This window comes from Mesorhizobium sp. B4-1-3, assembly GCF_006439355.1.
GTDB lineage: Bacteria > Pseudomonadota > Alphaproteobacteria > Rhizobiales > Rhizobiaceae > Mesorhizobium.
In genome coordinates this window covers 1-26582 of sequence record NZ_VFTG01000046.1, presented here as the reverse complement: position 1 = coordinate 26582, position 26582 = coordinate 1, and the positions used below count along the sequence as shown (strand labels likewise).

General features: G+C 64.1%; 25 protein-coding genes. 13 read left to right on the top strand and 12 right to left on the bottom strand.

Translation table 11 applies throughout. The features are described 5' to 3' along the window. Positions 1-112: 112 nt before the first annotated feature. Entirely contained in the window at positions 113-745 is a 633-nt protein-coding gene (locus tag FJW06_RS29345; protein WP_140757082.1) for an HAD family phosphatase, read from the bottom strand. A gap of 208 nt (positions 746-953) precedes the next feature. On the opposite strand from FJW06_RS29345, the gene FJW06_RS29340 reads away from it, so the two are divergent. Beyond that, the gene (locus tag FJW06_RS29340; protein ID WP_140757080.1) at positions 954-1910 is read left to right on the top strand and encodes a sugar-binding transcriptional regulator; all 957 of its coding nucleotides are present in this window, start codon (positions 954-956) and stop codon (positions 1908-1910) included. A gap of 20 nt (positions 1911-1930) precedes the next feature. Here the strand turns inward: FJW06_RS29340 and FJW06_RS29335 are convergent, their stop codons facing one another. Then, on the bottom strand, positions 1931-2116 hold the full coding sequence (locus tag FJW06_RS29335; RefSeq protein ID WP_140757078.1) for a hypothetical protein: 186 nt from the start codon (positions 2114-2116) through the stop codon (positions 1931-1933). Between the two features lie 100 nt (positions 2117-2216). Here FJW06_RS29335 and FJW06_RS29330 point away from each other — a divergent pair, with 100 nt between their 5' ends. The 9 genes from FJW06_RS29330 to FJW06_RS29290 all read left to right on the top strand — a co-directional run bounded on the left by FJW06_RS29330 (position 2217) and on the right by FJW06_RS29290 (position 12212). Continuing rightward, on the top strand, positions 2217-3125 hold the full coding sequence (locus FJW06_RS29330) for a LysR substrate-binding domain-containing protein (RefSeq protein ID WP_140757077.1): 909 nt from the start codon (positions 2217-2219) through the stop codon (positions 3123-3125). 172 nt (positions 3126-3297) lie between these two features. Next, the gene (locus FJW06_RS29325) at positions 3298-4608 is read left to right on the top strand and encodes a sugar ABC transporter substrate-binding protein (protein WP_140757076.1); all 1311 of its coding nucleotides are present in this window, start codon (positions 3298-3300) and stop codon (positions 4606-4608) included. A gap of 143 nt (positions 4609-4751) precedes the next feature. Continuing rightward, positions 4752-5624, top strand: coding sequence for a sugar ABC transporter permease (locus tag FJW06_RS29320; protein ID WP_140757074.1), 873 nt, complete (start codon positions 4752-4754; stop codon positions 5622-5624). Between the two features lie 11 nt (positions 5625-5635). After that, positions 5636-6460 (top strand): carbohydrate ABC transporter permease, encoded by an 825-nt coding sequence (locus FJW06_RS29315; protein WP_140757072.1) that lies wholly within the window; start codon positions 5636-5638, stop codon positions 6458-6460. Between the two features lie 46 nt (positions 6461-6506). Then, positions 6507-7511, top strand: a complete 1005-nt coding sequence (locus tag FJW06_RS29310; protein WP_140757070.1) for an ABC transporter ATP-binding protein — start codon at positions 6507-6509, stop codon at positions 7509-7511. Then, positions 7508-8278 carry an L-iditol 2-dehydrogenase gene (locus FJW06_RS29305; RefSeq protein WP_140757068.1) on the top strand — a complete coding sequence of 257 codons (771 nt, stop codon included), beginning with the start codon at positions 7508-7510 and terminating at the stop codon, positions 8276-8278. Before FJW06_RS29310 ends, FJW06_RS29305 begins: the two co-directional genes overlap by 4 nt. A 165-nt stretch (positions 8279-8443) precedes the next feature. Then, positions 8444-9922 carry a mannitol dehydrogenase family protein gene (locus FJW06_RS29300; protein WP_140757066.1) on the top strand — a complete coding sequence of 493 codons (1479 nt, stop codon included), beginning with the start codon at positions 8444-8446 and terminating at the stop codon, positions 9920-9922. A gap of 23 nt (positions 9923-9945) precedes the next feature. After that, positions 9946-10629: an HAD family hydrolase gene (locus tag FJW06_RS29295; RefSeq protein ID WP_140757064.1), complete on the top strand. Its 684-nt coding sequence runs from the start codon at positions 9946-9948 to the stop codon at positions 10627-10629. Then, entirely contained in the window at positions 10626-12212 is a 1587-nt protein-coding gene (locus FJW06_RS29290) for an FGGY-family carbohydrate kinase (RefSeq protein ID WP_140757062.1), read from the top strand. Before FJW06_RS29295 ends, FJW06_RS29290 begins: the two co-directional genes overlap by 4 nt. Here the strand turns inward: FJW06_RS29290 and ugpC are convergent. The 6 genes from ugpC to FJW06_RS29260 all read right to left on the bottom strand — a co-directional run bounded on the left by ugpC (position 12205) and on the right by FJW06_RS29260 (position 18593). After that, positions 12205-13299, bottom strand: a complete 1095-nt coding sequence (ugpC, locus tag FJW06_RS29285; RefSeq protein WP_140757060.1) for a sn-glycerol-3-phosphate ABC transporter ATP-binding protein UgpC — start codon at positions 13297-13299, stop codon at positions 12205-12207. The genes FJW06_RS29290 and ugpC overlap by 8 nt on opposite strands. A gap of 3 nt (positions 13300-13302) precedes the next feature. Then, positions 13303-14349, bottom strand: coding sequence for an NAD(P)-dependent alcohol dehydrogenase (locus FJW06_RS29280; RefSeq protein ID WP_140757058.1), 1047 nt, complete (start codon positions 14347-14349; stop codon positions 13303-13305). A 13-nt stretch (positions 14350-14362) separates the two neighbouring features. Beyond that, positions 14363-15175, bottom strand: coding sequence for a carbohydrate ABC transporter permease (locus FJW06_RS29275; RefSeq protein ID WP_140757056.1), 813 nt, complete (start codon positions 15173-15175; stop codon positions 14363-14365). A gap of 11 nt (positions 15176-15186) precedes the next feature. Continuing rightward, entirely contained in the window at positions 15187-16053 is an 867-nt protein-coding gene (locus tag FJW06_RS29270; protein ID WP_140757054.1) for a sugar ABC transporter permease, read from the bottom strand. Positions 16054-16160: 107 nt separating this feature from the next. Further along, positions 16161-17435, bottom strand: coding sequence for an extracellular solute-binding protein (locus FJW06_RS29265; protein WP_140757052.1), 1275 nt, complete (start codon positions 17433-17435; stop codon positions 16161-16163). Positions 17436-17675: 240 nt separating this feature from the next. Next, positions 17676-18593 carry an AraC family transcriptional regulator gene (locus FJW06_RS29260; RefSeq protein WP_140757050.1) on the bottom strand — a complete coding sequence of 306 codons (918 nt, stop codon included), beginning with the start codon at positions 18591-18593 and terminating at the stop codon, positions 17676-17678. 241 nt (positions 18594-18834) lie between these two features. Between FJW06_RS29260 and FJW06_RS29255 the strand changes: the two genes are divergently transcribed. Further along, on the top strand, positions 18835-20238 hold the full coding sequence (locus FJW06_RS29255) for an MATE family efflux transporter (protein WP_140757048.1): 1404 nt from the start codon (positions 18835-18837) through the stop codon (positions 20236-20238). A 41-nt stretch (positions 20239-20279) separates the two neighbouring features. Here the strand turns inward: FJW06_RS29255 and FJW06_RS29250 are convergent, their stop codons facing one another. The 4 genes from FJW06_RS29250 to speB form a co-directional block, all read right to left on the bottom strand. After that, entirely contained in the window at positions 20280-20927 is a 648-nt protein-coding gene (locus FJW06_RS29250; protein ID WP_140757046.1) for an amino acid ABC transporter permease, read from the bottom strand. Next, positions 20924-21592 carry an amino acid ABC transporter permease gene (locus FJW06_RS29245; RefSeq protein WP_140757044.1) on the bottom strand — a complete coding sequence of 223 codons (669 nt, stop codon included), beginning with the start codon at positions 21590-21592 and terminating at the stop codon, positions 20924-20926. The genes FJW06_RS29250 and FJW06_RS29245 overlap by 4 nt, the downstream gene beginning before the upstream one ends. Positions 21593-21666: 74 nt before the next feature. Next, positions 21667-22467: a transporter substrate-binding domain-containing protein gene (locus tag FJW06_RS29240; RefSeq protein ID WP_140757042.1), complete on the bottom strand. Its 801-nt coding sequence runs from the start codon at positions 22465-22467 to the stop codon at positions 21667-21669. A 141-nt stretch (positions 22468-22608) separates the two neighbouring features. Continuing rightward, a complete protein-coding gene (speB, locus tag FJW06_RS29235) occupies positions 22609-23664 on the bottom strand; it encodes an agmatinase (RefSeq protein ID WP_140757040.1) in 1056 nt (351 codons plus the stop codon). A gap of 205 nt (positions 23665-23869) precedes the next feature. Between speB and gcvA the strand changes: the two genes are divergently transcribed. Then, the gene (gene gcvA / locus FJW06_RS29230) at positions 23870-24853 is read left to right on the top strand and encodes a transcriptional regulator GcvA (protein WP_140757038.1); all 984 of its coding nucleotides are present in this window, start codon (positions 23870-23872) and stop codon (positions 24851-24853) included. Positions 24854-25064: 211 nt separating this feature from the next. Beyond that, a complete protein-coding gene (gene pncB, locus FJW06_RS29225; protein WP_140757036.1) occupies positions 25065-26369 on the top strand; it encodes a nicotinate phosphoribosyltransferase in 1305 nt (434 codons plus the stop codon). Positions 26370-26582 lie beyond the last annotated feature (213 nt).

Below are 26582 nucleotides of genomic sequence, written 5' to 3'. Positions count from 1 at the left end.
GCCGGACCTTGGCTCAACCGCTTCAATCCCACGAAATCTCTCTCGTGTAGATACAAGGTGGATCGGCGAAGCCGAGACGGAGCGGGGGTCGACCAGCGCTGACGCTCGCTGATTACAGCCCCAGCTGCGCCCGCAACTCTGCCGCATTGTTGATGACGATCGCTCCGGCCGGGCCTTCCATCGGCGCCTCCGGCCAGAAGATCGTCTTCATGCCGGCCGCCAGTCCGGCCATGGCGCCGGTCAGGCTGTCGTCGACCGCGAACGCGTCCGCCGGCTCGACGCCGGCGAGATAGGCAGCACGCAGGAAGGGCTCGGGCAGCGGCTTGCCGTCGATCACATCGTTGCGGCTGACCGTCAGCATGCCAGGATAGGTGAGGCCGACGGCGCGCAGATTGGCGTCGACGATCAGCCGGTCGGAGTTGGACACCACCGCCTGCTCGACGCCGAGCGCGCGCAATTCGTTGAACACTTCGATCGCGCCGGGGCGTGGCTTCAGCGTTTCGGCCAGCGGCAAATAGTGATCATATTTGCGCACGATCCAGTCGTCGAAGGGCAGGGCGAGGCCGAACTCGTCGCGCAGCATCTCGTAGACCGGCCATGCCGCGATGCCCAGCACGCGCTCATGCAGGTCGTGCGGCGGGGCGATGCCGACGCTGCGCAGCGCCGCCGCCAGGGCCGCCGCGTGCAACGGCTCGCTGTCGACCAGTGTTCCGTCCATATCCCAGAAAACGGCTTTCGGCGTCATGCGCGGCTCCTTTCGCCGATCCCCTTAATCGGTTTCCGGGTGGAGATAAACCGTCCCGTCGGCAAATGCTTGGGCGGACGGCGGACCGCTCCTTCGGGAGCTTTAGTATATGCAAGCAATTGCTCTTTCGATAGACAATTGCGCATTGCGACATTCTCTGTAAGCTATGGTGCCCGTTTCAGCATTCTTGCGGGCGGGGAGGCAGGACGTGAATTCGCGACAGGAAACCGGCAGCACCAGGTTGGACGACGCCGCGCGCGCCGGCTGGCTTTATTATGTCGCCGGCAACACGCAGGACCAGATCGCCGCCAAGCTCGGCATCTCCAGGCAGACGGCGCAGCGGCTGGTGTCGCTCGCCATGTCGGAGGGCCTGATCAAGGTGCGGGTCGACCATCCGATCGCAAACTGCCTCGACCTAGCCGCGCGGCTTAAGTCGCGCTTCGCGCTCGACCTTGTCGAGGTTGTGCCGAGCGACCCGACCTCAAGCTCGACGACGATCGGCATCGCCGAGGCGGCCGCGGCCGAGATCGAACGCCGGCTGCGCTCCGAAGCCCCCATCGTGATGGCGATCGGCACCGGGCGCACGCTGAAGGCAGCGATCGAGCAGCTGCCGCCGATGGACTGCCCGCAGCACAAGGTCGTGTCCTTGACCGGCAACATCTCGCCCGACGGTTCGGCCGCCTTCTACAACGTCATCTTCACCATGGCCGACCGCGTCAAGGCGCGGTCCTTCCCGATGCCGCTGCCGGTCATCGCCTCCTCGCCCGCAGAGCGCGAGATGCTGCTCAACCAGCCGATGATCCAGCCGACGCTGGCGCTGGCCGCGGAAGCGGACGTCACCTTCGTCGGCATCGGCGATCTCGGGCCCAAGGCGCCGCTCTACGAGGACGGCTTCATTTCAGAAGGCGAGTTGAAAGCGCTGCAGAAGGCCGGCGGCATCGCCGAGATCGTCGGCTGGGTCTTCGACCGCGAAGGCCGCATGATCGAAGGCATCACCAACGACCGCGTGTCTTCCGCCGCGCTGCCGTCGCGGGAAAGGTCGCTGGTGATTGCCTTGGCCATGGGGGAGCGCAAGCTGCCGGGCATCCTGGCGGCGGTCAACCGCCGGCTGGTCAATGGCCTCATCACCGACGAGCGGACCGCCGAAGCCCTGCTTGCCGGCTGATTGCCCATAAAACAGCCGGCTTATTGCGAGGGGCCGCGCGGGTCGTTGCCGTCGAGAAAACCCATGTCGCGCTGCAGGTGCTCGGATAGTTCCCGGACATCGATATAGCCGCGCCTGCGGCCCGAAAACCGTGCAAATTGGCGCAGGAGCGCGTAAAACCAGCCGCGTGCCGGGGTAAAAACGAGTTTTTCCTGAACCGTGACCATGATCGTCAGCCTTGAACTGGATTGATCGTTGATCCCAAATATCGGTCTGGCCGGTTCGTGCTTCCAATCAAACCTCGATCATGACCCATAAGGAGGCCTTATGCCCGATCTCAGCCTTCCGCAGCTTGCGCCGCTGCCGCCGCTGCAGGCGATCCGGGTGTTCGAAGCGGTGGCAAGGCACCTGTCTTTCACCAAGGCGGCGCAGGAACTGGGCATGACCCAGGCGGCCGCGAGCTACCAGATCAAGGTGCTGGAGGAGCGCATCGGCGCGCCGCTGTTCCTGCGCCGTCCGAAGCAGATCGAGCTGACCGAGCCCGGCCAGCGCCTGGCGCCCGCCGTCAGCGAGGCTTTTTCCATCCTGGGCCAGGCCTATGCCGCGGCGCGCGGCGGCGCTGACGGATTGCTTTGCGTCACAACCGTGCTGACCTTCGCCTCCAACTGGCTGGCGCAGCATCTGGGCTCGTTCCAGCTCGCCCATCCGGCGCTTGCCGTGCGGCTCGACACGTCGAGCCGCCTCACCGATTTCGCGCGCGAGGATGTCGATCTCGCCATCCGCTCCGGCGGCGGTAAGTGGCCGGGCCTGGAGGCGCACAAGCTGCTCGACGCCGATTTCACGCCGATGCTGAGCCCCAAGCTCGCCGCGAGCATCGGCGGCGTCAAGGAGCCGGCCGACCTCTTGCGCCTGCCGATCCTCGATCCCGGCGACATCTGGTGGTCGCAATGGTTCGAGGCCGCCGGCGTGACCGGGCATGATCTCGCCAAGCGGCCCGGCTCCAGTATGGGCGCGCAGGCCTATGAGGCGAACGCGGCGATGGCCGGCCATGGCGTGGCGATCCTGACCAGGGCCCTGTTCAAGAACGAGCTCGCCGACGGCCGCCTGATCCAACCCTTCGACCTGGTCGGCGATGACGGCCATGCCTATTGGCTGGTCTATCCGACCGCCCGCCGCAACGTGCCGAAGATCCGCGCCTTCCGCGACTGGATCCTGGCCGAAATCGCCTGCCCGTAAGCAGGCCACCCCCAGCTTTCCTTTCCGCCAGCCCGGCCACGTCGTCGGCCGGCTCACGTTGCGTCATTTCTGTTGCGCTGCAGCATAGATTCCGGCTTGACATAAATCACGGTAAGTGAGTAATTGCTCATAACCAAGGCAAATGCTCATCTTGGTTTAAGGGAGGAATTTGATGAAACTTCGCACGCTCACCCTGGGCCTGTTGTCGGCCAGCGCCCTCGCTTTCGCCGCGCATGCCGAATCCATCACCATCGCCACCGTCAACAATGGCGACATGGTCCGCATGCAGAAGCTGACGGACGACTTCACCAAGGCAAACCCCGACATCCAGCTCAACTGGGTCACGCTTGAAGAGAACGTGCTGCGCGAGCGCGTCACCACCGACATCGCCACCAAGGGCGGCCAGTATGACGTCATGACCATCGGCACCTATGAGGTTCCGATCTGGGCGAAGCAGAACTGGCTCCTGCCTCTGGACAAGCTCGGCGCCGACTACGACGTCAAGGACATCATCCCGGCCATCGCCGGCGGCCTTTCGGTCGACGGCAAGCTCTATGCCGCGCCCTTCTATGGCGAAAGCTCCTTCGTCATGTACCGCAAGGACCTGATGGAGAAGGCTGGCCTGAAGATGCCCGACGCGCCGACCTGGGACTTCATCAAGCAGGCCGCCGACAAGATGACCGACCGCGCCAATGGCGTGAACGGCGTGTGCCTGCGCGGCAAAGCGGGCTGGGGTGAGAACATGGCCTTCCTCACCGCCATGTCGAACTCCTTCGGCGCCCGCTGGTTCGACGAGAACTGGAAGCCGCAGTTCGACCAGCCCGAGTGGAAGAAGACGCTGCAATTCTATGTCGACCTGATGAAGGCCGACGGTCCGGAAGGCGCTTCGTCCAACGGCTTCAACGAAAATCTGGCGCTGTTCCAGCAGGGCAAGTGCGGCATGTGGATCGACGCCACTGTCGCGGCGTCCTTCGTCTCCGATCCGAAGGCCTCGAAGGTTGCCGACAAGGTCGGCTATGCGCTGGCTCCCGACAACGGCCTCGGCAAGCGCGGCAACTGGCTGTGGGCGTGGTCGCTGGCGATCCCCGCCGGCACCCAGAAGGCCGATGCCGCCGAGAAATTCGTCTCATGGGCGACCTCGAAGCACTATATCGAGCTCGTTGCCTCGAAGGAGGGCTGGGCCAACGTTCCTCCTGGAACGCGCTCCTCGCTCTACGCCAATCCTGAGTACCAGAAGGCGGCGCCCTTCGCGAAGATGACGCTGGACTCCATCAATGCCGCCGATCCGACGCATCCGACCGTCAAGCCGGTGCCCTATGTCGGCGTGCAGTTCGTCGCCATCCCTGAATTCCAGGGCCTCGGCACCACCGTCGGCCAGCTCTTCTCGGCAGCCCTTGCCGGCCAGTCGAGCGTCGACGACGCGCTGAAGCAGGCTCAAGACGCCGCCACCGCGGCGATGACCGAAGGCGGCTACATCAAGTAAGGCTCCTCCCGGTGCCGAACGCCGGTAGCGCATCATGACCGGCAAGGGGCCGCCCGAAACCCAGTTCGGGCGGCCACCCTTCAAAATCGGGAAAATTCTGGCACGACTCTGAAAATCCGGCTGACCTTGGGAGGGTGACCGTCATGGCTACTCAGCAAACCCGTTCGCTTGCCCGTTTCATGATGGCGCCATCGGTGGTCCTGCTGTTCGTCTGGATGATCGTGCCGCTGCTGTTCACGCTGTGGTTCTCGTTCCAGCAATACAATCCGCTGAACCCGATCCGTAACGGTTTCGTCGGCTTCTCCAACTACGCGCTGTTCTATTCCAACCCGGCCTTCCTCTCCTCGATCCTCAACACGCTGATCATCGTCGTCAGCGTGCTGGTCATCACGGTCGTCGGAGGCATCCTTTTGGCGTTGTTGCTCGACCAGCCGATCTGGGGCCAGGGCATCGTGCGCATCCTGGTCATCTCGCCGTTCTTCGTCATGCCGCCGGTCGCGGCCCTTGTCTGGAAGAACATGATCATGCACCCGCAATACGGCGTCTTCGCCGACATAGCGCGCTTCTTCGGCGCCCAGCCGATCGACTGGTTCGGCCAGCACCCGCTGACCGCCATCATCCTTATCGTCGCCTGGCAGTGGCTGCCCTTCGCCACGCTGATCCTGCTGACGTCCCTGCAATCGCTCGATGGCGAGCAGAAGGAAGCGGCCGAGATGGACGGCGCCGGCTTCCTCAGCCGGTTCATCTATCTGACGCTGCCGCATATGTCGCGCGCAATCACCGTCGTCATCCTGATCCAGACGATCTTTCTGCTCTCGATCTATGCCGAGATTCTGGTCACTACCAATGGCGGCCCGGGCTACGCCTCCACCAACCTGCCCTTCCTCGTCTACCAGAAGGCGCTCCTGGAGTTCAAAATCGGCCAGGCATCCGCCGGTGGCGTCATCGCCGTCATTCTCGCCAACATCGTTGCCTTCTTCGCCATGCGCGCCGTTGGCAAGAACCTGGACAAGTAGGAGGACCTGACATGGCGCGCGCAGTCACCACCCAGCACAAGACCATCGCTACGGCCGCGGCCTGGATCGTCGCTCTGCTGATCTTCTTTCCGATCCTTTATACGATCATCACCTCGTTCAAGTCCGAGCAGGAGGCGATCCAGGGCTTTGCACTGATCCCGTCCGGCACCATGGAGAGCTATGCCGAGGTGCAGGCGCAGAGCGGCTATTTCAAGTTCTTCCTGAACTCGGTGATCCTGTCGGTCGGCTCGACGCTGCTTGCGATCCTGATCTCGGTTCCGGCTGCCTGGTCGATGGCGTTCTCGCCGACCAAGCGCACCAAGGACATCCTGATGTGGATGCTTTCCACCAAGATGATGCCGGCCGTCGCGGTGCTGTTCCCGATCTACCTGATCTTCCGCGACTCAGGCCTGCTCGACAGCCGCATCGGCCTCACCGTCATGCTGATGCTGATCAACCTGCCGATCGTGGTCTGGATGCTCTACACCTATTTCCGCGAAATCCCGGGCGAGATCCTGGAAGCCGCGCGCATGGACGGCGCCTCGCTGTGGAATGAGATCATCTATGTGCTGACGCCCATGGCCGTTCCCGGCATCGCCTCCACCATGCTCTTGAACATCATCCTGGCCTGGAACGAGGCGTTCTGGACCATCCGGCTCACCACCACCAATGCCGCGCCGCTGACCGCCTTCATCAGCTCCTTCTCCAGTCCGCAAGGCCTGTTCTGGGCAAAGCTGTCGGCGGCCTCGACGCTGGCGATCGCGCCGATCCTGATCATGGGCTGGTTCAGCCAGAAGCAGCTGGTGCGCGGCCTGACCTTTGGCGCCGTGAAGTAGCAACGCCCAAGCGGCGGACGACGAAGACTATCCCCGGGAGGAAACCATGGGAAACATCGCGCTCAAGAACGTCTCCAAGTCCTTCGGGTCGACGACGATCATTCCGAACATCGACCTCAACATCGAGGACGGCGAGTTCGTGGTGTTCGTCGGCCCCTCGGGTTGCGGCAAGTCCACGCTGCTCAGGCTGATCGCCGGGCTCGAGGACACCAGCGGCGGCATCATCTCGATCGATGGCCGCGACGTCACCCGCGAGGCGCCGGCCAAGCGCAAGCTCGCGATGGTGTTCCAGTCCTACGCGCTCTATCCGCATATGACGGTCGCCAAGAACATCGCCTTCCCGCTGAAGATGGCCGGCGAGGACCAGGCGACTATCGACAAGAAGGTGAAGGACGCGGCCCGCGTGCTCAACCTCACCAACTATCTCGAGCGCCGCCCCGGCCAGCTGTCCGGCGGCCAGCGCCAGCGCGTCGCCATCGGCCGCGCCATCGTGCGCCAGCCCTCGGCCTTTCTGTTCGACGAGCCGCTGTCCAACCTCGACGCCGCGCTTCGCGGCACGATGCGGCTGGAGATCAGTGAGCTGCACCATCAGTTGAAGACGACGATGGTCTACGTCACCCATGACCAGGTCGAGGCCATGACCATGGCCGACAAGATCGTCGTGCTCAACGCCGGCAACATCGAGCAGGTCGGCTCCCCGATGGAGCTCTATAAGACACCGAAGAACCTCTTCGTCGCCGGCTTCATCGGCTCGCCCAAGATGAACATGATCGAAGGCGCGCCGGCGCAGAAATACGGCGCCAAGACGATCGGCATCCGGCCCGAGCATCTCAACATCTCGACCTCTGCCGGCGACTGGAAGGCGACGGTGGGCGTTGCCGAGCATCTCGGCTCCGACACTTTCCTGCACGTCCAGGCGGACGGCATCGGCACCATCAATGTCCGCGCCGACGGCGAGGTCGCGGTCAAGCATGGCGACACCGTCTATCTGACCCCCGACAAGACCAAGCTCCATCGCTTCGGCGCCGACGGTAAGGCGCTGGTGCAGTGAGGTTGAAAGGCAAATCGGCGCTGATCACCGGATCGGCGCGCGGCATCGGCAGGGCCTTCGCCGAGGCCTACGCACGCGAAGGCGCGACGGTGGCGATTGCCGATATCGACCTTGACGCGGCGCAAGCGACGGCGAAGGCGATCGGTTCCGCAGCTTACGCGATCCGGCTCGACGTCACGGATCAGGCCTCGACCGAGGCTGCCGTGAAGGCGGTCGAGGCAAAGACCGGCGGTCTTGACGTGCTGATCAACAACGCGGCGATCTTCGACCTCGCGCCGATCGTCGAGATAACCAGGGCGAGCTACGAAAAGCTGTTCGCGGTCAATGTCGCCGGCACGCTCTTCATGCTGCAGGCGGCCGCCCGCTCGATGATCGCGCGTGGCAAAGGCGGCAGGATCATCAACATGGCGAGCCAGGCAGGCCGCCGCGGCGAGCCGCTGGTCGCGGTCTATTGCGCCACCAAGGCAGCCGTCATTTCGCTGACGCAGTCGGCCGGGCTCGACCTCATCAAGCATGGCATCAACGTCAACGGCATCGCGCCGGGCGTCGTCGACAGCGACATGTGGGACCAGGTCGATGCGCTCTTCGCCAAATATGAGAACCGGCCGAAGGGCGAGAAGAAGCGCCTGGTCGGCGAAGGCGTTCCCTATGGCCGCATGGGCAAGCCCGAGGACCTCGCCGGCATGGCCGTGTTCCTCGCCAGCGACGAGGCCGAATACATTGTCGCCCAGACCTACAATGTCGATGGCGGCCAATGGATGAGCTGATGGGATGAGTTGAGGGGGGAGGCGCTTCTCTCCTTTCCTCCGGAGAAAGCGTCGCGGGGCAGGTGAGGGGCAGCATACTGGAACACCAGGTGTTGCCCCTCATCCTCGCTCCTCCTGAAGGAGGTGTAATCAGTCGGGCTGCAGATTGGCCAAAGGGTAAATGAGATGACCGTGAAACTCTCTTCCTCGAACCTCGCCAGGCTTCCGGCCAAGGTCGCCGGCCCCAAATACGACCGCTCCGTCCTGAAGGCGGGCATCGTCCATTTCGGCGTCGGCAATTTCCACCGCTCGCACCAGGCGGTCTATCTCGACGACCTGTTCGCCACCGGCGAGGGCCATGACTGGGCGCTGATCGGCGCCGGCGTGTTCGAAGGCGAGAAGGTCGGCCGCTCCAAGCTGCAGGAACAGGACTGGCTGACCACCGTGGTCGAGCAGGACCAGGGCCATATGAGCGCCCGCGTCACCGGCGCCATGATCGATTTCCTGACGCCCGGCGATGCCGCCGCGATCATCGAGCGGCTTGCGGATCCGGCGATCAAGATCGTCTCGCTGACCATCACCGAAGGCGGCTATTTCATCGACCCGGCTTCGGGCAAGTTCAACCCCGCCCATGCCGACATCGTCGCCGACGCACAGCCGGGCGCCGTGCCGAAAACCGTATTCGGCATCATCCTTGCCGGGCTGCTGCGCCGGCGCGCCGACGGCATCGTGCCGTTCACCGTCATGTCCTGCGACAACATCCCCCATAACGGCCGTGTCACGTCCGACGGCGTGATCGGCCTTGCCCGGCTGATCGACGAGGACCTCGCCAAATGGGTCGATGACAAGGTCGCCTTCCCGAATGGCATGGTCGATCGCATCACGCCGGCCACCACCGACCGCGAGCGCAAGATCCTCGCCGACGATTTCGGGCTGGAGGACAATTGGCCGGTGTTCTGCGAGCCGTTCAAGCAGTGGGTGCTGGAGGACCATTTCACCGCCGGCCGCCCGGCGCTGGAAAAGGTCGGCGTGCAATTCGTCAAGGACGTCTCGCCTTACGAGCTGATGAAGATACGCATCCTCAACGGCGGCCATGCAACGATTGCCTATCCGGCCGGCCTGATGGACATCCATTTCGTGCATGAAGGCATGCAGGAACCGCTGGTGCGCGCCTTCCTGTCGAAGCTCGAGCATGACGAGATCATTCCGACCGTGCCGCCGGTGCCGGATACGGATATGGAGGACTATTACCAGCTCATCGAGCGCCGCTTCTCCAATCCCAAGATCGGCGACACCATCCGCCGGCTTTGCCTTGACGGCTCCAACCGCCAGCCGAAATTCATCATTCCGACGATCGCCGACCGGCTGAAGGCAGGCAAGGACGTCGCCGGCCTCGCGCTGGAATCCGCGCTGTGGTGCCGCTATTGCTTCGGCACCACCGACAGCGGCGCCGTCATCGAGCCGAACGATCCGAACTGGGACCGCATGCAGGCCACGGCGAAGGCGGCTAAGGACGATCCGAAGGCCTGGCTGGCGATGGAGGACATCTATGGCGATGTCGGCCGCTCGCCCGTCTTCGCAGAGGCCTTCGCCCATGCCTTGAAGGCGCTGTGGGCGAACGGCGCGCGCGAAACCCTGACGCGCTATCTCGCCGGCAAGCTCTGACGCTCACTTGGAAGCAGATCGCGATGCGGCCGGAACTGGTCATCTTCGACTGCGACGGCGTGCTGGTCGATAGCGAGGCGCTTTCGGTCTCGGCGCTGCTCGGCATGATCGAGCTCGCCGGCGGCACGGTGAGCGAGGACGCCGCCTACGAGCATTTCCTCGGCAAGAGCATGAAGAGCGTGCGCGAGATCCTCGGCCGCGATTTCGGGCTCGACATCAGCGACCAGCATCTGACCGCCATGCGCGTCGACCTGATGCGCAAATTCCGCGAGGAGTTGAAGCCGGTCCCGGGCGTCCAGCAGGTGCTGACGAAGCTCGGCCTGCCATGCTGCGTCGCCTCGTCCGGCACGCTGGAACGCATCCGCTATGCGCTCGACGTCACCGGCTTGCTCCCCCTACTGGAGCCGCATCTGTTCAGCGCCACCATGGTCAATCGCGGCAAGCCCGCGCCGGACCTTTTCCTGCATGCCGCCGCCTCGATGCGGGCACATCCGCGCAACTGCCTGGTGATCGAGGACAGCCCCGCCGGCGTCGCCGCCGCCCGCGCGGCGGATATGCGCGTCTTTGCCTTCACCGGCGGCTCGCATGCCTCCAATCCCGCCCTCAAGGCGCGGCTTGCGTCGACCGAGCCTGACTTTATATTCGCTGACATGCTGCAATTGCCCGATCTGATTGCAGGCCTGGGAGCGAGAGAAAAAGCATCTTGACGAAGAGTTTTGTTTGCGCGGTCGATGTCGGCACCGGGAGCGCTCGCGCGGGCATTCTCGACGCGCGCGGCAACCTGCTCGCTCGCGCCGACCATCCGATCGCCATGCACCAGCCCAAGCCCGATCATGCCGAGCATGATTCGGAAGACATCTGGTCGGCGGTGTGCAAATCCGTGCGGGCCGCCCTCGAGAAATCCGGAGTTGCCGCCGGTGATGTTGCCGGCATTTCTTTCGACGCGACCTGCTCGCTGGTCGCGCGCGACAGGCAAGGCGGCCAGATCAGCGTCTCGGTCACCGGCGAGAAGCGCTGGGACACGCTTGTGTGGCTCGATCATCGCGCCATCGCTGAGGCCGATGAATGCACGACGAGCGGTCACGCCGTTCTCGACTATATCGGCGGCGTGATGTCCCCGGAGATGGAAACGCCGAAGCTGATGTGGCTGAAGCGCCGTCTGCCGCAAACATGGAATGAAGCCGGCTATCTGTTCGACCTCGCCGATTTCCTGACTTGGAAGGCATCAGGCTCGCTCGCCCGTTCGCAATGCACGCTGACGGCGAAATGGACCTATCTCGCGCATGAGGAAAAAAGCTGGCGGCGCGATTTCTTCGAGCTCGTCGGCCTCGACGACCTGTTCGAGCACGCCAGTCTGCCCGAAAAGGCCAACCCCGTCGGCGCCGATATCGGCCCGCTGACGGCGAAGGCCGCCTCTGAGCTCGGCCTGACCGAGAAATGCCGGGTCGGCGCCGGTGTCATCGACGCCTATGCCGGCGCGCTGGGCGTCCTGGGCGGCTTTGCCGGCGACGAGAAGAACATCAGCCGCCATCTGGCGCTGATTGCCGGCACATCGTCCTGCGTCATGGCGATGTCGCAGGATCCGCAGCCCTTTGCCGGCGTCTGGGGCCCGTATTACGGCGCCGCCTTGCCGACGCTGTGGCTGTCGGAGGGCGGCCAGTCGGCCACCGGCGCGCTGCTCGACCACATCATTCGCTGGCATGGCGCCGGCGGTGAGCCGGACGCGGCAATGCATATGAAGATCGCCAGGCGCGTCGCCGAGCTGCGCGCCGAGGATGGCGACGCGCTGGCGGCCAGGCTGCACGTGCTGCCGGATTTCCACGGCAACCGCTCGCCGCTCGCCGACCCGCATGCGGTCGGCGTCATCAGCGGCCTGACGCTCGATTCCTCCTTCGACAGCCTGTGCAAGCTCTACTGGCGCACCGCCGTCGCCATCGCGCTCGGCGTGCGCCATGTGCTCGAGGCGCTGAACGAGAACGGCTATCTGATCGACACGCTGCATGTCACCGGCGGCCACACCAAAAACCCGCTTTTGATGGATCTCTACGCCGACGCCACCGGCTGCACCGTGGTCGAGCCGCTGGCCGACGAGGCGGTGCTGCTCGGCACCGGCATGGTGGCAGCGACCGCCGCAGGCCTCTACCCTGACCTCAACGCGGCCTGTGTCGCCATGCAGCAGGGCGGCAGGACGCGCGCGCCCAACAAGGAAGCCGGCGCCCGCTTCGACCGCGACTACCGCATCTTCCTCGAGATGCACCGCCAGCGGCAGATGCTCGACGCAATCAGCTAGCCTGTTGCTTGCGCAGCGACGTGCCGGTTTCCGCGTCGAACAGGTGGACGCTCTCTTCTTCGAAGCTGTAGCGCACGGGTGCGCGTAGCTCCGGGCATTCGCGGGCCGGCACCAGCGCGCTGATCTCCTTGCCGCCCGAGCCGAACGTCACCAGCGCGTCATTGCCGTGGAATTCGATGAGGTCGGCGGTGCCTTGCAAAAGATTTGCTGTGCCGGCTTCCGCCGTCTTCAGGTCCGGCGGCCGGATGCCGAGCACGACCCGATCGCCGTGCTGCAGATGGAAGCCGCTGCCCTCCAGCGATAGCACCGTTCCGGCGCCGGTCAGCGTCCAGCCGCCCTCCTTCCGACCGACCGTGGCCTCGATGAAATTCATGTTCGGCGTGCCGATGAAGCCGGCCACGAACAGGTTGCCCGGGCGCCGGTAGATTTCCGCCGGCGAGCCGATCTGCTCGATCACGCCGTCCTTCAGAAGCACGATGCGGTCGGCCAGCGTCATGGCCTCGAGCTGGTCGTGCGTGACATAGACGGTGGTGGTCTTCAGCGACTGGTGCAGCCTGGCGATCTCGACCCGCATATGGTTGCGCAGCTTGGCGTCGAGATTGGAGAGCGGCTCGTCGAACAGGAACACTTTCGGCGTCTTGATCATGGCGCGCGCGATCGCCACGCGCTGCTGCTGACCGCCGGAAAGCTCTGTGGGCTTGCGGCCGAGATAGGGCTCCAGCCCGAGCGTCTTCGAGACCGCCTCGACCCGCTTCCTGATCTCGTTAGCCGGCACCTTCTGCCGCTTCAATCCGAAGGCGATGTTGTCGAAGATCGTCATGTGCGGATAGAGCGCATAATTCTGGAACACCATGGCGATGCCGCGGTCGCCGGGCTCGAGATCGTTCACCACCTGGCCGCCGATCGACACCTCGCCGCCGCTGATATCCTCCAGCCCCGCCAGCATCCTGAGAAGCGTGGACTTGCCGCAGCCGGACGGCCCCAGGAACACGACGAACTCATGCTCCTCGATCGCGAGGTTGAGATCGCGGATGACGGTCGTGGCGCCATAGGCCTTGTCGACATGGGAGCAAACGATGGCGGACATGCCTTATCCCTTCTCTCCGGTCAGCAGGATCTGCAGCTTGACGTCCTCTGGCCGGCCTTGCGCCGCGCGCTCGAATGCCTTGATGCTTTCGTCAAAATCATAGGTGCCGGTGATCAGTGGCTTGAGGTCGACCTTGCCGGAGGCGATGAGCTGCAAAGCGCGGTCGAAGATGTTGGCGTAGCGGAACACGGTCTCGATGCGCACTTCCTTGGAAATCGCCGCCGGCACGTTGAGCTCGACCGTCTCCACCGGCAGCCCGACCAGCACCACAGCGCCGCCCGGCCGCACGACGTCGAACAGATTGGCGAAAGCCTTCGGGCTGCCGCTCGCCTCGAACACGATATCGGCGCCCCAATTGTCGGTGGCGGCTCGCACGGCGTCGACCAGCGACTGCTCACCGATATTCACCGGCACGATGCCTGGATATTGGGCAGCGATCTCCAGCTTCGGCGCGGAGAAGTCCGAGATCAGCACTTTTGCGCAGCCGCCCGCCAGCGCGGCCAAGGCAATCATGATGCCGATGGGGCCGCAGCCGACCACCACGGCGACATCGCCGGGCACGATGCGGGCGCGCGCCGCCGCCTGCATGCCGATGGCGAAGGGCTCGACCATCGCGCCCTCGGCGAAGGAGACATTGTCCGGCAGCTTGTAGGTGAAGGCCGCCGGATGGACGGCGTAAGGCGCGAGCACCCCATGCACCGGCGGCGTTGCCCAGAAGCGGACGTCCGGATCGACATTGTAGATGCCGAGCTTCGTCGCGCGCGACGCAAGGTTCGGCACGCCCGGCTCCATGCAGACGCGGTCGCCCACCTTCAGGCCCGTGACATTGGCGCCGACCTCGACGATCGTCCCCGAGGCCTCATGGCCGAGCACCATGGGCTCGCGCACGATGTAGCTGCCGATGGCGCCATGCGTGTAGTAATGCACGTCGCTGCCGCAGACGCCCACCGTGTGGATGGCAATCCTGACGTCGTCCGGTCCGACGTCTTGCGGCAGCGCGATCTCGCGCAGCGACAGTTCGCCTTTTTTCTCAAGCACCAGTGCCCGCATGGGTATCCTCACTTCAACTTTTCTTTTGCCGGAAAACGGAATTCAGGAAGCCGCTGAGCACGCCGAGGAAGAGCAGCGGCGGCAGCGACAGGAGCACGACCGAGGCGTTGAGGATGCCCCACGGCACGTTCATGCCTTGCTGCGAGAGCTCGGAAGCCACGATCGGCAGCGTCTTGGCGTTTGAGCTCGACAGCATCAGCGCGATCAGGAACTCGTTCCAGACCAGCACGAAGCTGAAGGCGATGGCGCCGATCAGCGAGCGCGCCGCGACAGGAAGCGCGATCCGCCAGAACACCGAATAGGCGCCGTAACCATCGACGAAGGCCGCTTCCTCGATCTCCTTCGGCACGCCCTGGAAGGCGGGGATGGCCAGCCACATGATGACGGAGATGGTCAGCAGCGAATAGGTGACGATCAGCGCCGGCAAAGTGTCGTAGAGCCCGAGCTGCAGCCAGATCACCATCAGCGGGATCGCCACCGCCACCGGCGGCAGGAAGCGCAGCGACAACACGAAGAACTGGATGTCGCCGGCAAAGCGGTTGGGATAGCGCGCTACCGCATAGGCCGCCGGCAGGCCGAGCACGATGCCGATCAGCACCGCCGCGCCGCAGGCGACCGCGGAGTTGTAGAGCCCGGTCAGCACGCTGTCTCGGCCGAGGATGTAGCTGATGTTGGCGAGCGTCGGCGTGAAGATCACCTTCGGCACGCGGGTGATGATGTCGACATTGTTCTTCAGCGCGTTGAGCGCCGTCCAAACCAGCGGGAACGCGGCCAGGAATCCGGCCAGCGCCAGGATGGCCTTGGCGGCCAGGCGGCCTGGTCTCATCCGATATTGCTTCATGCCTGCACCCGCTTCCACAGCATGGTGAAGGTGATGACGGTCGCGATCATCATCAGCACCGCCATGGCCGATGCGTAGGAGACCTTGCCGGATTCGATGAAGCCTTGCGAGAAGGCATACATGTCGAGCGTCTCGGTCGCGACGCCGGGCCCGCCTCGCGTCATCACATAGATCAGGTCGAAGGAGCGCAGCGACTCGATCATCTTGACGAACATCAGGCTGATCAGCGGCGCCTTCAGCATCGGCAGGGTCACATGGGCATGGATCTGCCAGCGCCTGGCGTGGTCGAGCCTGGCCGCCTCGATCGGCTGCGGCGGCAGGGTTTCGAGCAGTTTCAGCACGATGACGGCGAAGAACAGGCCCCATTGCCAGACATCGACCGAAGCGACGGCGAAGAGCGCGGTGCCGGGCTTGGAGAGCGGATCGAAGATCAGCCCGCCGGTGATCAGCCGGTAGGGATAGGTGGCGATGCCGTAGAGCGGATGGTAGGCGAATTTCCAGACGAAGGCGGCCGAGACGCGCGGCAAAAGCACCGGGATGATGAACAGGAGGCAGTAGAAATTGCGCAGGCGCGGGCCGGCGACCTCGAACATCAAGACGCCGAGCCCGATCGCCACCACCATCGTCGCGATAACTGTGACGATCTCCCACTTCACCGAAACCCAGACGGCGTTGAGAAAACGGCGGTCAGTGAAGAGGTCGGCGAAGTTCGAGAACCAAATCCAGGAATAGCCCGGCGCGCTCAGCTCGCGATTCTGCAGCGCGATCACGATGGCGTAGAGCGTCGGCACCATCGACAGCACCAGAAGGATGGCGAGGGTGGGAACCAGAAATGTGACCGGCAGGGAAGAGCGTCGGCGCATTGCCTATCCTCGGGTTTGTCGCGGTGCCTTGGATCGAGAGTGAAACCCGCGGCGCGGATCCCGGCATTCCTTCGAATGCCGCGGACCGCGCGCCGCAGGCGGGAGGATTACTTCTTCTTCACCAGCTCGTTGGCATAGGCCTCGAGCTCGTTGAGGCCGCCCTTGATGTCGGTGCGGGTGCCGGTGACCAGCTCTTCCAGGATGATGCCCCAGCGGTCGCCGAGATCCGGCCAGCGCGGATCCTGCCAGAAGTTCACCGCCGTCACCTTACCGGTTTCGGCCAGCGCCTGGCCGAGATCGGCGCCGTAGATGTCGGCGAATTCCTTGCTGGAGAGGACGCTGGTGCGGTTCAATTCGCCGAACTGGTGCGCGTCGAGCCTGCGCTTCTCGTTCTCCTTCGACGTCGCCCAGGCAATGAACAGGCCGGAGCATTTCTTCGCCGCGTCATCGGCATTGGCCTTGGTGCCGATGGCAAGCCCATGGCCGTAGCCGCCGCCCGGCAGCGGCGATGGCGGCGGCAGGAAGCCGACCTTGCCGACCACCTGCGAGGTTTTCGGGTCCACCGCCATGCCCGACAGCGGCGTCGATTCCACGAGAATGGCGACCTGGCCGGAGAGGAAGGCGCCGGTCGATTCATCCCAGCTGCCGGTCTGGGTGCCGGGCGCCGAGTCCTTGAACAGCTTGAGATAGGTCTCCGTCGCCTTCACGGCGGCGTCCGAATTGAAAGCCGGCTTGTCGCCGTCGAACCACTTGCCGCCATAGGCCTTGAAGAACGGCATCCAGCGCCAGACATTGGCGCCCGAGCCGCGCGCGCCGCGCAGCGCGATGCCATACATGCCTTTGTCGGCATTGGTCAGCTTCGGCACGTCGGCGATCAGCTCGTCAAGCGTCTTCGGCGGCTGGATGCCGGCAGCCTCGAGCACGTCTTTGCGATAGACCATCAGGTCGCCGCCGCCGGTTAGCGGCGCGAACCACACCTTGCCGTCGTAGGTGGCGACCTTCTGGCGGCCGGGATCGAAATCGGCATAGTCGTAGTCAGCCGGGTAATAGTCGGCCAACGGCACGATCCAGCCCGACGAGGCGAACAGCGCCACATTGGCCTCGTCGACATAGTAGACGTTGTAGTTGCCGACGGTGGAGGCGTCGGCGCGCGACTTGGCGCGGCGGTCGTTCTCGTTGAGGTAGTCGATCTGGAACGAGGCGCCGGAGAGCTTCTTGAACTCGTCCTTGGAGTCCTCCAGAAGCGTCAGGCCGTCGCGCGGCTGCGCCAGCACCTTGACCGGCGCCGAGCAGACCGGCGCCTGGGCAAGCGCCGCGGTTGATGCGGAAGCGGTAAGCACGAACGCTGCGCCGAGGCTGGCAGCGAGCCGGGTTGAATTCATTGGTTTTTCTCCTCCAGGGACATTCGGGAAAGCGGCAGGTCCGCAGGCTAAGCGACCCTCACCGTCGCCCGGGCGACTTGCCACCCGTCGCCAAAATGAGCAGTTGGAAGGAGGGAGGCTAGAAGCCCCGTTGCAGTAGACATGTACTTTTATGCATTGTGCGGCGCAAAATATGGCGCAGGAAGAGTCTGCCCGTCACACGAATATCAGTGCCATCGAAGTGGGCGTATCTCGGCTGTCTTACGCTCTTAACGTCAGGCGTTGCCGCGACAGCTTGCGGTAGGATGACGGCGTCATCTTGTGCTTGCGCAGGAAGGCGCGGTTGAAGTTGGAGATGTTCATGTAGCCGACCTGGAAACAGATGTCGGTGATCGGGATATCGGTGTCGGCGAGCAGCTTGCAGGCCTGCCAAAGCCTGAGCTTGGCGAGGTGATCGCTGAAAGAATTGCCGGTGTTCTTCTGGAAGAAGCGGGAAAAACTGCTTTCGCTCATGCCGGCCAATTGAGCCACCTCCGGCAGCTTCAGGTCCTCGGCGAAATGCTGGAACAGATAGGTCAGCGAGCGCTGGACGATATCCAGCGACTCCGCGTCGAGCAGCGGGGAGAAGTCCGGCGAAGACAAAAGCTGATATTCGTCGGTGGTGGCCAGAAGCTCGAGCAGCTCGAGGAACATGCGGAACCGCGCCAGCCCGTGCACCTCGCCCATCCGTTCCATCAGCCCGGCGCCGTCGAGCGCCGTCTGGCCGTGGAAGACCATGCCGCGCAGCGAGCGCTCCAGGAACGCCTCCAGCTCGCGCAGCTCCGGCAGCAGCCCGGAAGAGCCGCGCAGCCGCTCGGGATCGAACTGCAGCACGATATCGCGGCCCTCGATCAGCTCGCCGGGCTGCACCGCCGTCACCCAGTCATGCGGAAGCCCGCCGCCGACGATGGTCAGATAGCCTGGCCCGAACTCGCCGATATGGTCGCCGACCAGCACCACGCCGGACGATTTCCTGAGCAGATGGATTTCGTATTCCGGATGGAAGTTCCAGACATTGCGCTCCCACGGATAATCGTCCAGTCGCCACAGGAAGCTCTCGCTCGCCTCGGTGACGATGTGCTCGAAGGCAGGCGCCGTGCGCGGAATCGCGGCTGTGTTCTTTCTGCGCCTGAACGGCATCCATTCCTCCCCGCATGGGGCGCCTGCTGCATGCCTGGGCATCCGTAGCAGCCCAAGGCCAGCAAATGAAAGAGGCGTCGCGGAATCCTGGCTCCGCTTGGATCAATCGCTAACTCGGCCTCCTCCCTTGCCAACATGTCGCGTTTCGTTCACAAGGCGACGCAAATGGCGCCATTTTGCGCCATTGCTATGCGGCTTCCGGCCTTTCTGCCGATGCGCCGTGTTCTGAAAGAGCGGAACAATGTCTGCGATCGAAACCGGCGCCCTCGCGCCGGAAAACCTTTGGCGTCAGGAAATCAGGGCGACGATCGCGCTCGCCTGGCCGATGGTGCTGACCAATCTTGGCCAGACCGCCATGACCGCGACCGACGTCATGATGATGGGCCGTCTGGGGTCCGACACGCTCGCCGCCGGCGCGCTCGGCGCCAACCTCTACTTCATGCCGCTGATCTTCGGCCTCGGCCTGATGCTGGCGACCTCGCCGATGATGGCGACCGAGCTCGGCCGCCGCCGCCATTCGGTGCGCGACCTGCGCCGCACCGTGCGCCAGGGCCTGTGGCTGGCGATCCTGATCTCGATCCCGATCTGGATTTTTCTCTCGCATGGCGAAGAGGTGCTTTTGGCCATGGGCCAGAAGCCGGAGCTCGCGCATCAGGCCGGCATCTACCTGCACTGGCTGCAATGGGCGGTGCTGCCTTTCTATGGCTATATCGTGCTGCGCTCCTTCATCTCGGCGCTGGAGCGGCCGGGCTGGGCGCTGATCATCGTTTTCGTCGCGGTCGCCTGCAACGCCTTCTTCAACTGGGTGTTCATGTTCGGCAATCTCGGCGTTGAGTCGATGGGCATCGCCGGCTCCGGCCTCGCCACCACTTTGTCCAGCACGCTGTTGTTCGTCGGCCTGGCGGCGGTGGTGATCAGGGAGAAGAAGTTCCGCCGTTACCATCTGTTCGGCCGCTTCTGGCGCTCCGACTGGCCGCGTTTCCGCAGTCTGCTGAGACTCGGCATGCCGATCGCCGGCATCCTCGCCTTCGAGGTCACGATCTTCAATGCGGCGGCCTTGCTCATGGGCCTGATCGATGCGGATTCGCTGGCAGCCCACGCGATCGCCATCCAGATCGCCTCGATCTCCTTCATGGTGCCGCTCGGGCTCAACCAGGCCGTCACCGTCCGGGTCGGCCTGGCGCATGGCGCCGGCAACGCGGAAGGCGTTTCGCGCGCCGGCTGGACAGCCTTCGTCATCGGCGTCTCGTTCATGGCGCTGATGGGCCTGGTGATGATCCTGTGGCCGCATCTCCTGATCAGCGCCTTCATCGATCTCGCCGATCCGGCCAATGCCAGGGTGATCACGCTTGCCGTGTCGTTCCTGGTGTTTGCAGCGCTTTTCCAGATTTTCGACGGCGCCCAGGCTGTTGCCGCCGGCATGCTGCGCGGCCTGCACGACACCAAGGTGCCGATGATCTACGCTGCGATCGGCTATTGGGGCGTCGGCCTGCCGCTCGGCGTGCTGCTCGCCTTCCATTTCGGCTTGAACGGCGTCGGCATCTGGATCGGCCTGGCCTCGGGGCTGGCCGTGGTGGCGGCGCTGCTCCTGGTGCGCTGGCTCAGGCGCGACCGCATCGCGCCTGCACCGTCTCTCGGGCATTGATCGACAAAAGCTGCCGGTCCGCCCGGCAGCCTCTCGCCGGCTCAGCGAGCGCCGGCGCGCTGCTCCAGCCGCCGTGCATATTGCGTCAGCGGGAAGCACATGACGAAGAACATCAGCGCCACCAGCCCATAGACCTTGAACGGCTCGAAGGTCGCGTTGTTGATGGCGTTGGAAGTCCTGACAAGTTCCTCGAAGCCAATGATCGAGGTCAGCGCCGTGGATTTGATCAGCTGCACCAGGAAGCCGACGGTCGGCGCGCGGGTGATGGCGAAGGCCTGCGGCAGGATGACCAGCCTGAGCTCCTGCAGATAATGCAGGCCAAGGCTGGCGCCGGCGTCCCACTGTCCGCGCGGCAGCGCCTCGACGCCGCCGCGCCAGATCTCGGCGAGATAGGCGCTGGCGAAGAAGGTCAGCCCAAGCGTCGCCGCCGTCCACGGCTCGATGCGCAGTCCGAGCATCGGCAGGCCGAAGAACATCAAAAAGAGCTGCATCAAAAGCGGCGTGCCCTGGAACAGCGCGATGTAGCCCGAGGCGATCCGCTTCACCCATTTATTCGGGGCGATGCGGAAGAACAGCACCACAAGCCCGACCAGCGCGCCGCCGATGAAGGCGGCGAGCGACAAAAGCACCGTCCAGCGGGCGGCAAGCAACAGGTTGCGGACGATGTCCCAGAAGGTGAATTCGATCATGACACGCCCGCCCCCAGCGCCAGGCGTCCGCCGGCGACGAGCAGCCGGCGCAGCCCCATCGACAGGCCGAGATAGACCATCGTCACCACGAAATAGGTTTCGAAGGCGCGAAAGGTGCGGGCCTGCAGCATGTCGGCCTCGTAGGTCAGTTCGCGCACGGCGATCTGCGACACCACGGCCGATTCCAGCATCATGATGACGATCTGGCTGGTCAGCGCCGGGTAGATCACCTTCAGCGCCTGCGGCAGCACAATCTTGATGAACACCTGGCGTGGCCTGAGCCCAAGCGCCAGCGCGGCTTCGGTCTGGCCGCGCGGCACGGCGTCGAGTCCCGCGCCGACGATCTCGATCGTGTAGGCCGCCATGTTGAGCGTCATCGCCAGCATCGCGGCCAGGATCGGGTCGAGCCTGACGCCGAGGCTGGGCAGCCCGAAGAAGATGAAGAACAGCTGCACCAGGAACGGCGTGTTGCGCATCACCTCGACATAAACGCCGATCGCCGCCTGAAGCGGCCTAGGCCCGTTTCGTTTGCCGGCAGCGCCGAGGATGCTGAGGAAGGTGCCGGCGAGCGTGGTGACGCCGATCAACAGAAGTGTCATCGCCGCGCCGCGCGCGATCACGCCCGCCGCACCCGCAAGCCAGCCGAAATCCAGGCTGTAGCCCATGGCGATTGACCTTGTTGGAGGCGCCTGACCTAAGAGAAGGTTCGGCTCCTGTTACGGAGTCGAACCGATCGGCATCAATCCTTGAGGTTGCGGGGATTGAGCGGCGTCTTCAGCCATGCCTTCGAGCTCTCGTCGAGCTTGCCGTCGGCGAGCATCTTGGCGACCGCATCGTTCACCGCCTTCTTCAGCCGGTCCTCGTTCTTGTTGAGGCCGATATGCGAGGGCGAGGTGAGCAACTGGAACTTCTGCTCCGGCTGCAGCGCGTCCTGCTTGGCCAGCACCTGCGCGCCGACGTCGTTGCCGACGACCATCAGCTGGGTCTGGCCGGAGATGAAGGCCTGGATGACGGAATTGTAGTTGTCGAAGCGGCGGATATCGGCGGAAGCCGGCGCCGCTTCCGTCAGCGACGTATCCTCCAGCGTGCCGCGATTGACGGCGATCGACTTGTCGGCAAGGTCTTCCTTGCCTTTGACGGCGAGCGCTTTCGGCCCGATGACGGCGATATAATAAGGCGCGTAGGCGGCGGCGAAATCGATCACCTGCTCGCGTTCCTTGGAGTAGCCGACGCTCATCAATATATCGACGCGCTTGTCGGTGAGATAAGGGATGCGATTCTGGCCGGTGACGCTGACCAGGTTGAGCTTCACCTTCAAGGCATCGGCGATCGCCTGCGCGACGTCGACGTCGTAGCCCTTGATGCTCATATCGGCGCTGGCCGACGAGAAGGGCGGGAAATCCGAGAAGATGCCGACATTGATGGCACCGGCCTTCGTGATGTCATCGACGGCGTCGGCCTTGGCCTGCGTGGCGAGGGCGGCGGCGCCGAGCATTGCAGCCGCCGCAAAGGCGGATTTCAGTGCGTTGCGAAGTGACATTGTTATTCCCCTGCTGGAAGCTTGTTGTTTGAAGCCGGCCGCCGGCTCCAGCGCGGCGGCCTTGTTGGTGGAGCAATTCCCGGAGACGCGGTTTAGGCTTGGCGACTTCGCCATAGTTTCCGTCTGGAATTGCGTGAGGCGTCAGCCCTTCTTGATCGCCGGGCTGAACACCATCAGGCTCAGGATCTCGAACAGGACCTGGGCGCCGACATGGGCGGTGTTGGTGGTCGAGTCATATTGCGGGGCCACCTCGACCACGTCGCCGCCGACGATGTTGAGGCCTTTCAGCCCGCGCAGCAACTCGAGCACCTCGCGCGTCGTTAGCCCGCCGACTTCCGGCGTGCCGGTGCCCGGCGCGAAGGCCGGATCGATGCTGTCGACGTCGAAAGAGATGTAGGTCGGACCGTCGCCGACGATTTTCCGAGCCTTCTCGATGATGGCAGGCATGCCGAGCCCGGTCACCTCCTCGGCATGCACGACGGTCATGCCGGACTCGTAGGTGAACTCCCACAGATATTCGGCCGAGCCGCGGATGCCGATCTGGATCGTGCGCGAGGGATCGAGCACGCCGTCCAGCACCGCGTTGCGGAATGGTCCGCCATGGTGGAACTTGGTCATGTCGAACAGCCCGCTGGTGTCGCAATGGGCGTCGATATGGATCATGCCGACCGGCGCCTTCTTGCCGACCGCCTTCAGGATCGGGTGGCTGATCGAATGGTCGCCGCCGACCGAGAGCGGCAGCACGCCGGCATCGACGATCTGGTTGGTGCGCTTTTCGATGTCCTCGTGGCTGATCTCCAGCCGGTAGCGGCTGCGGAACGGCGTGTCGCCGATGTCGGCGACGCGCAGCTCATGCGTCGGCGCGCATTCCAGCACATGATTGTACGGGCCGATGCGCTCGATGGCGCGCAACGCCCGCGGCCCGAAGCGCGAGCCGGGACGGTTGGTGACGCCGAGATCCATCGGCACGCCGATCATTGCCACCTGCAGGTCGCCGAAATCCGGGTTCTCGGCGGCGATTTCGCGATAGGGCGCGGCGAGGAAGGTCGGGATGCCGGAATAGGGAGCGAGGCGCGTGCCGGACTTGTTGAAGATCTTGTCGGCGACCTTGCGAAATTTCGGGTCGAACATCTCGCCGCCATGGCTCTCGCCATATTTGCGGCGCAACGCTTCGAGCTTGCCGCGATCGTAACCCATGTCCGGTCTCCTCTGCTTGCTGCCCGCACGGACGATTTGCCAAGCCAGCCTGTTGTCCGGCTGGATCGTTGCCCGCTGTCCCTTGCGGATTTCACGTCTCTTGAAAGCTGTTCCGGGGGTAAAGTGTCGGGCAGCCGCATTGAAAAATCAATTGATATTGTTAGGGTCTTTGCTGTGAGAAAATCTCACAAAGTAGGAGCTCTCCATGGCCAAGCGCCTGCCGCCGCTGAACCCGTTGCGCGCCTTCGAAGCCGCGGCGCGGCACGCCTCGCTGACCAAGGCGGCGGGTGAGCTCAACGTCACCCACGGCGCCGTCAGCCATCAGATCAAGGCGCTCGAGCAGTCGCTCGGCGTGAAGCTCTTCGAGCGCACCGGTCAGCGCGTGAAGCTGACGCCGCATGGCGCCGAATTCCTGCCGGCGGTCTCCGCCGCGTTCGAAGGAATTGCCGCCGCCACCCAACGCATGACGCGGCCGGCGAGCGCCGGCACGCTGTCGGTGTCCTGCGTGCCGGCGCTGCTGTTGCTGTGGATGACGCCGCGGCTCGGCTCATTCACGGCGCAATATCCCGACATCCAGCTGACGCTGATCCCGTCCAACGATCCCAAGGACATCCGCGCCGCGGACATCGATGTCTGCGTGCATTATGGCGACGGCGGCTGGAGCGACTGCTGGATACGCAAATGGTCCGGGCTGGAGCTCTTCCCCGTGGTCAGTCCGACGCTGATCAACAATCGGCCGATCCGCAGCGTCCGCGATCTCGCCGACCATGTGTTCCTGCATGGCGACGATGGCCGTGAATGGCACACCTGGCTGGCCGCCGCCGACGCGCTCGACCTGGAGCGCGGCCGCCGCCACCGTCTGGGCGATGCGCGCATGGCGACGGAAGCCGCCGTGCACGGCCATGGCGTGGCGCTCGGCGATTCCGTCACCGCGCGCGCCTTGCTTGCCAGGGGCATGCTCGTCGCGCCCTTTACCCTGTCGGTGCCGGCGGTCGATGATTTCTACGTCGTCTGCCGCAACGAGATGCGCTCGGCGCCGATCGTCCAGCTCTTCATCGAGTGGCTGTTCGCCGAAAAGGAGCAGGACGAGGCCCGCGCCGATGCCCCGGTGGCCGGTCGCGTGCCGAGCCGCAGGAAACGTCCGTCGCTCAAGGTCATAGGCGCGAAAGCATTTTCAGGAAAAGTGTGAAGCGGTTTTCTGTCTGGAATTGCGTCAAAACAAAAAACTGGAGCATTTCGCCGTTCCCGTGAAGCGGCGAAACGCTCCCGTGCCGCGCCCTGACGGCTGGACTTGCAGAGCTGCTTTTTGTCGGGCCAGCCTGCAAACCAGCAAGCGCGTTCGAAAATACAATGCTAAGAGGCATTCCCGCGGCTAGCGAGTAATGAAAGCGCATTGAGACATGGCAAAGACCGATATAGCGCGGCGCGTCTACAACCACACCTGGAAGTTGGACCCGATCGTCCGCAGCCTGCTGGACACCGACTTCTACAAGCTTCTGATGCTGCAGATGATCTGGGGCATGTATCCCAAGGTCGACGCGACTTTCTCCCTGATCAACCGCACCACTTCGGTGCGCCTCGCCGACGAGATCGACGAGGGCGAATTGCGTGAGCAACTCGACCATGCCCGCACCTTGCGCTTTTCCAAGAAGGAGATGATCTGGCTGGGCGGCAACACTTTTTACGGCCGCAAGCAGATCTTCGAGCCGGAATTCCTCGCCTGGCTCGAGGATTTCCGGCTGCCCGGATACGAGCTCTCCAGGCGCGATGGCCAGTTCGAGCTCTCTTTCGCCGGACCCTGGATGTACACGACGCTCTGGGAAATCCCGGCTTTGGCCATCATCAACGAGCTGCGCTCGCGAGCGGCGATGCGCTCCTTCGGCCCGTTCGCGCTCGACGTCCTCTACGCCCGCGCCAAGGCCAAGATGTGGGACAAGACCGAGCGGCTGAAGGCATTGCCCGGCATCCGTATTTCCGACTTCGGCACAAGGCGCCGCCATTCCTTCCTGTGGCAGCGCTGGTGCGTCGAGGCGCTGAAGGAAGGCATCGGCGAAGCCTTCACCGGCACGTCCAACGTGCTTCTGGCCATGGACAACGACCTAGAGGCTTTGGGCACCAACGCACATGAACTGCCGATGGTCTTCGCGGCGCTCGCCAATTCCGAGGGAGAACTGAGGCAGTCGCCCTACAAGGTGCTGCAGGACTGGCAGCGCTACTATGGCGGCAATCTCCTGATCGTGCTGCCCGACACTTTCGGCACCGCCGCGTTCCTGCGCGATGCGCCGGACTGGATCGCCGACTGGACCGGATTCCGCCCCGACAGCGCGCCGCCGATCGAAGGCGGCGAGAAGATCCTCGCCTGGTGGCGTGAGAAGGGCAAGGATCCCAAGCAGAAACTGCTCATCTTCTCCGACGGCCTGGAAGTCGAGACCATCGAGGAGACCTATCGTCACTTCAAGGGCAAGGTGCGCATGTCCTTCGGCTGGGGCACCAACCTCACCAACGACTTCGAGGGCTGCGCGCCGACCGAAACCAAGAGCCTCGACGCCATCTCGCTGGTCTGCAAGGTCAGCGAGGCCAATGGAAGGCCGGCGGTGAAGCTGTCGGACAACCCCGCCAAGGCGACGGGGGATGAGAAGGAGATCAAGCGGTATCTGAGGATATTTGGCGAGAAGGGACGCGTGGAGCAGCTGGTGAAGGTGTGAGGCTTAAGGCCTGGACGAATGGTGGATAAGCCGAGTTCCTTCGCGCCCCCCTCTGCCCTGCCGGACATCTCCCCCTCTTGGGGGGAGATCATCTTGGCCCTCCTGCTTTCGTCAATTTTCAACGCTGTCAGGAAGGAGCCGGCGCCGAAACTGCCAATCTCCCCCCAAGAGGGGGAGATGCCCGGCAGGGCAGAAGGGGGCGCGAAGGACCTC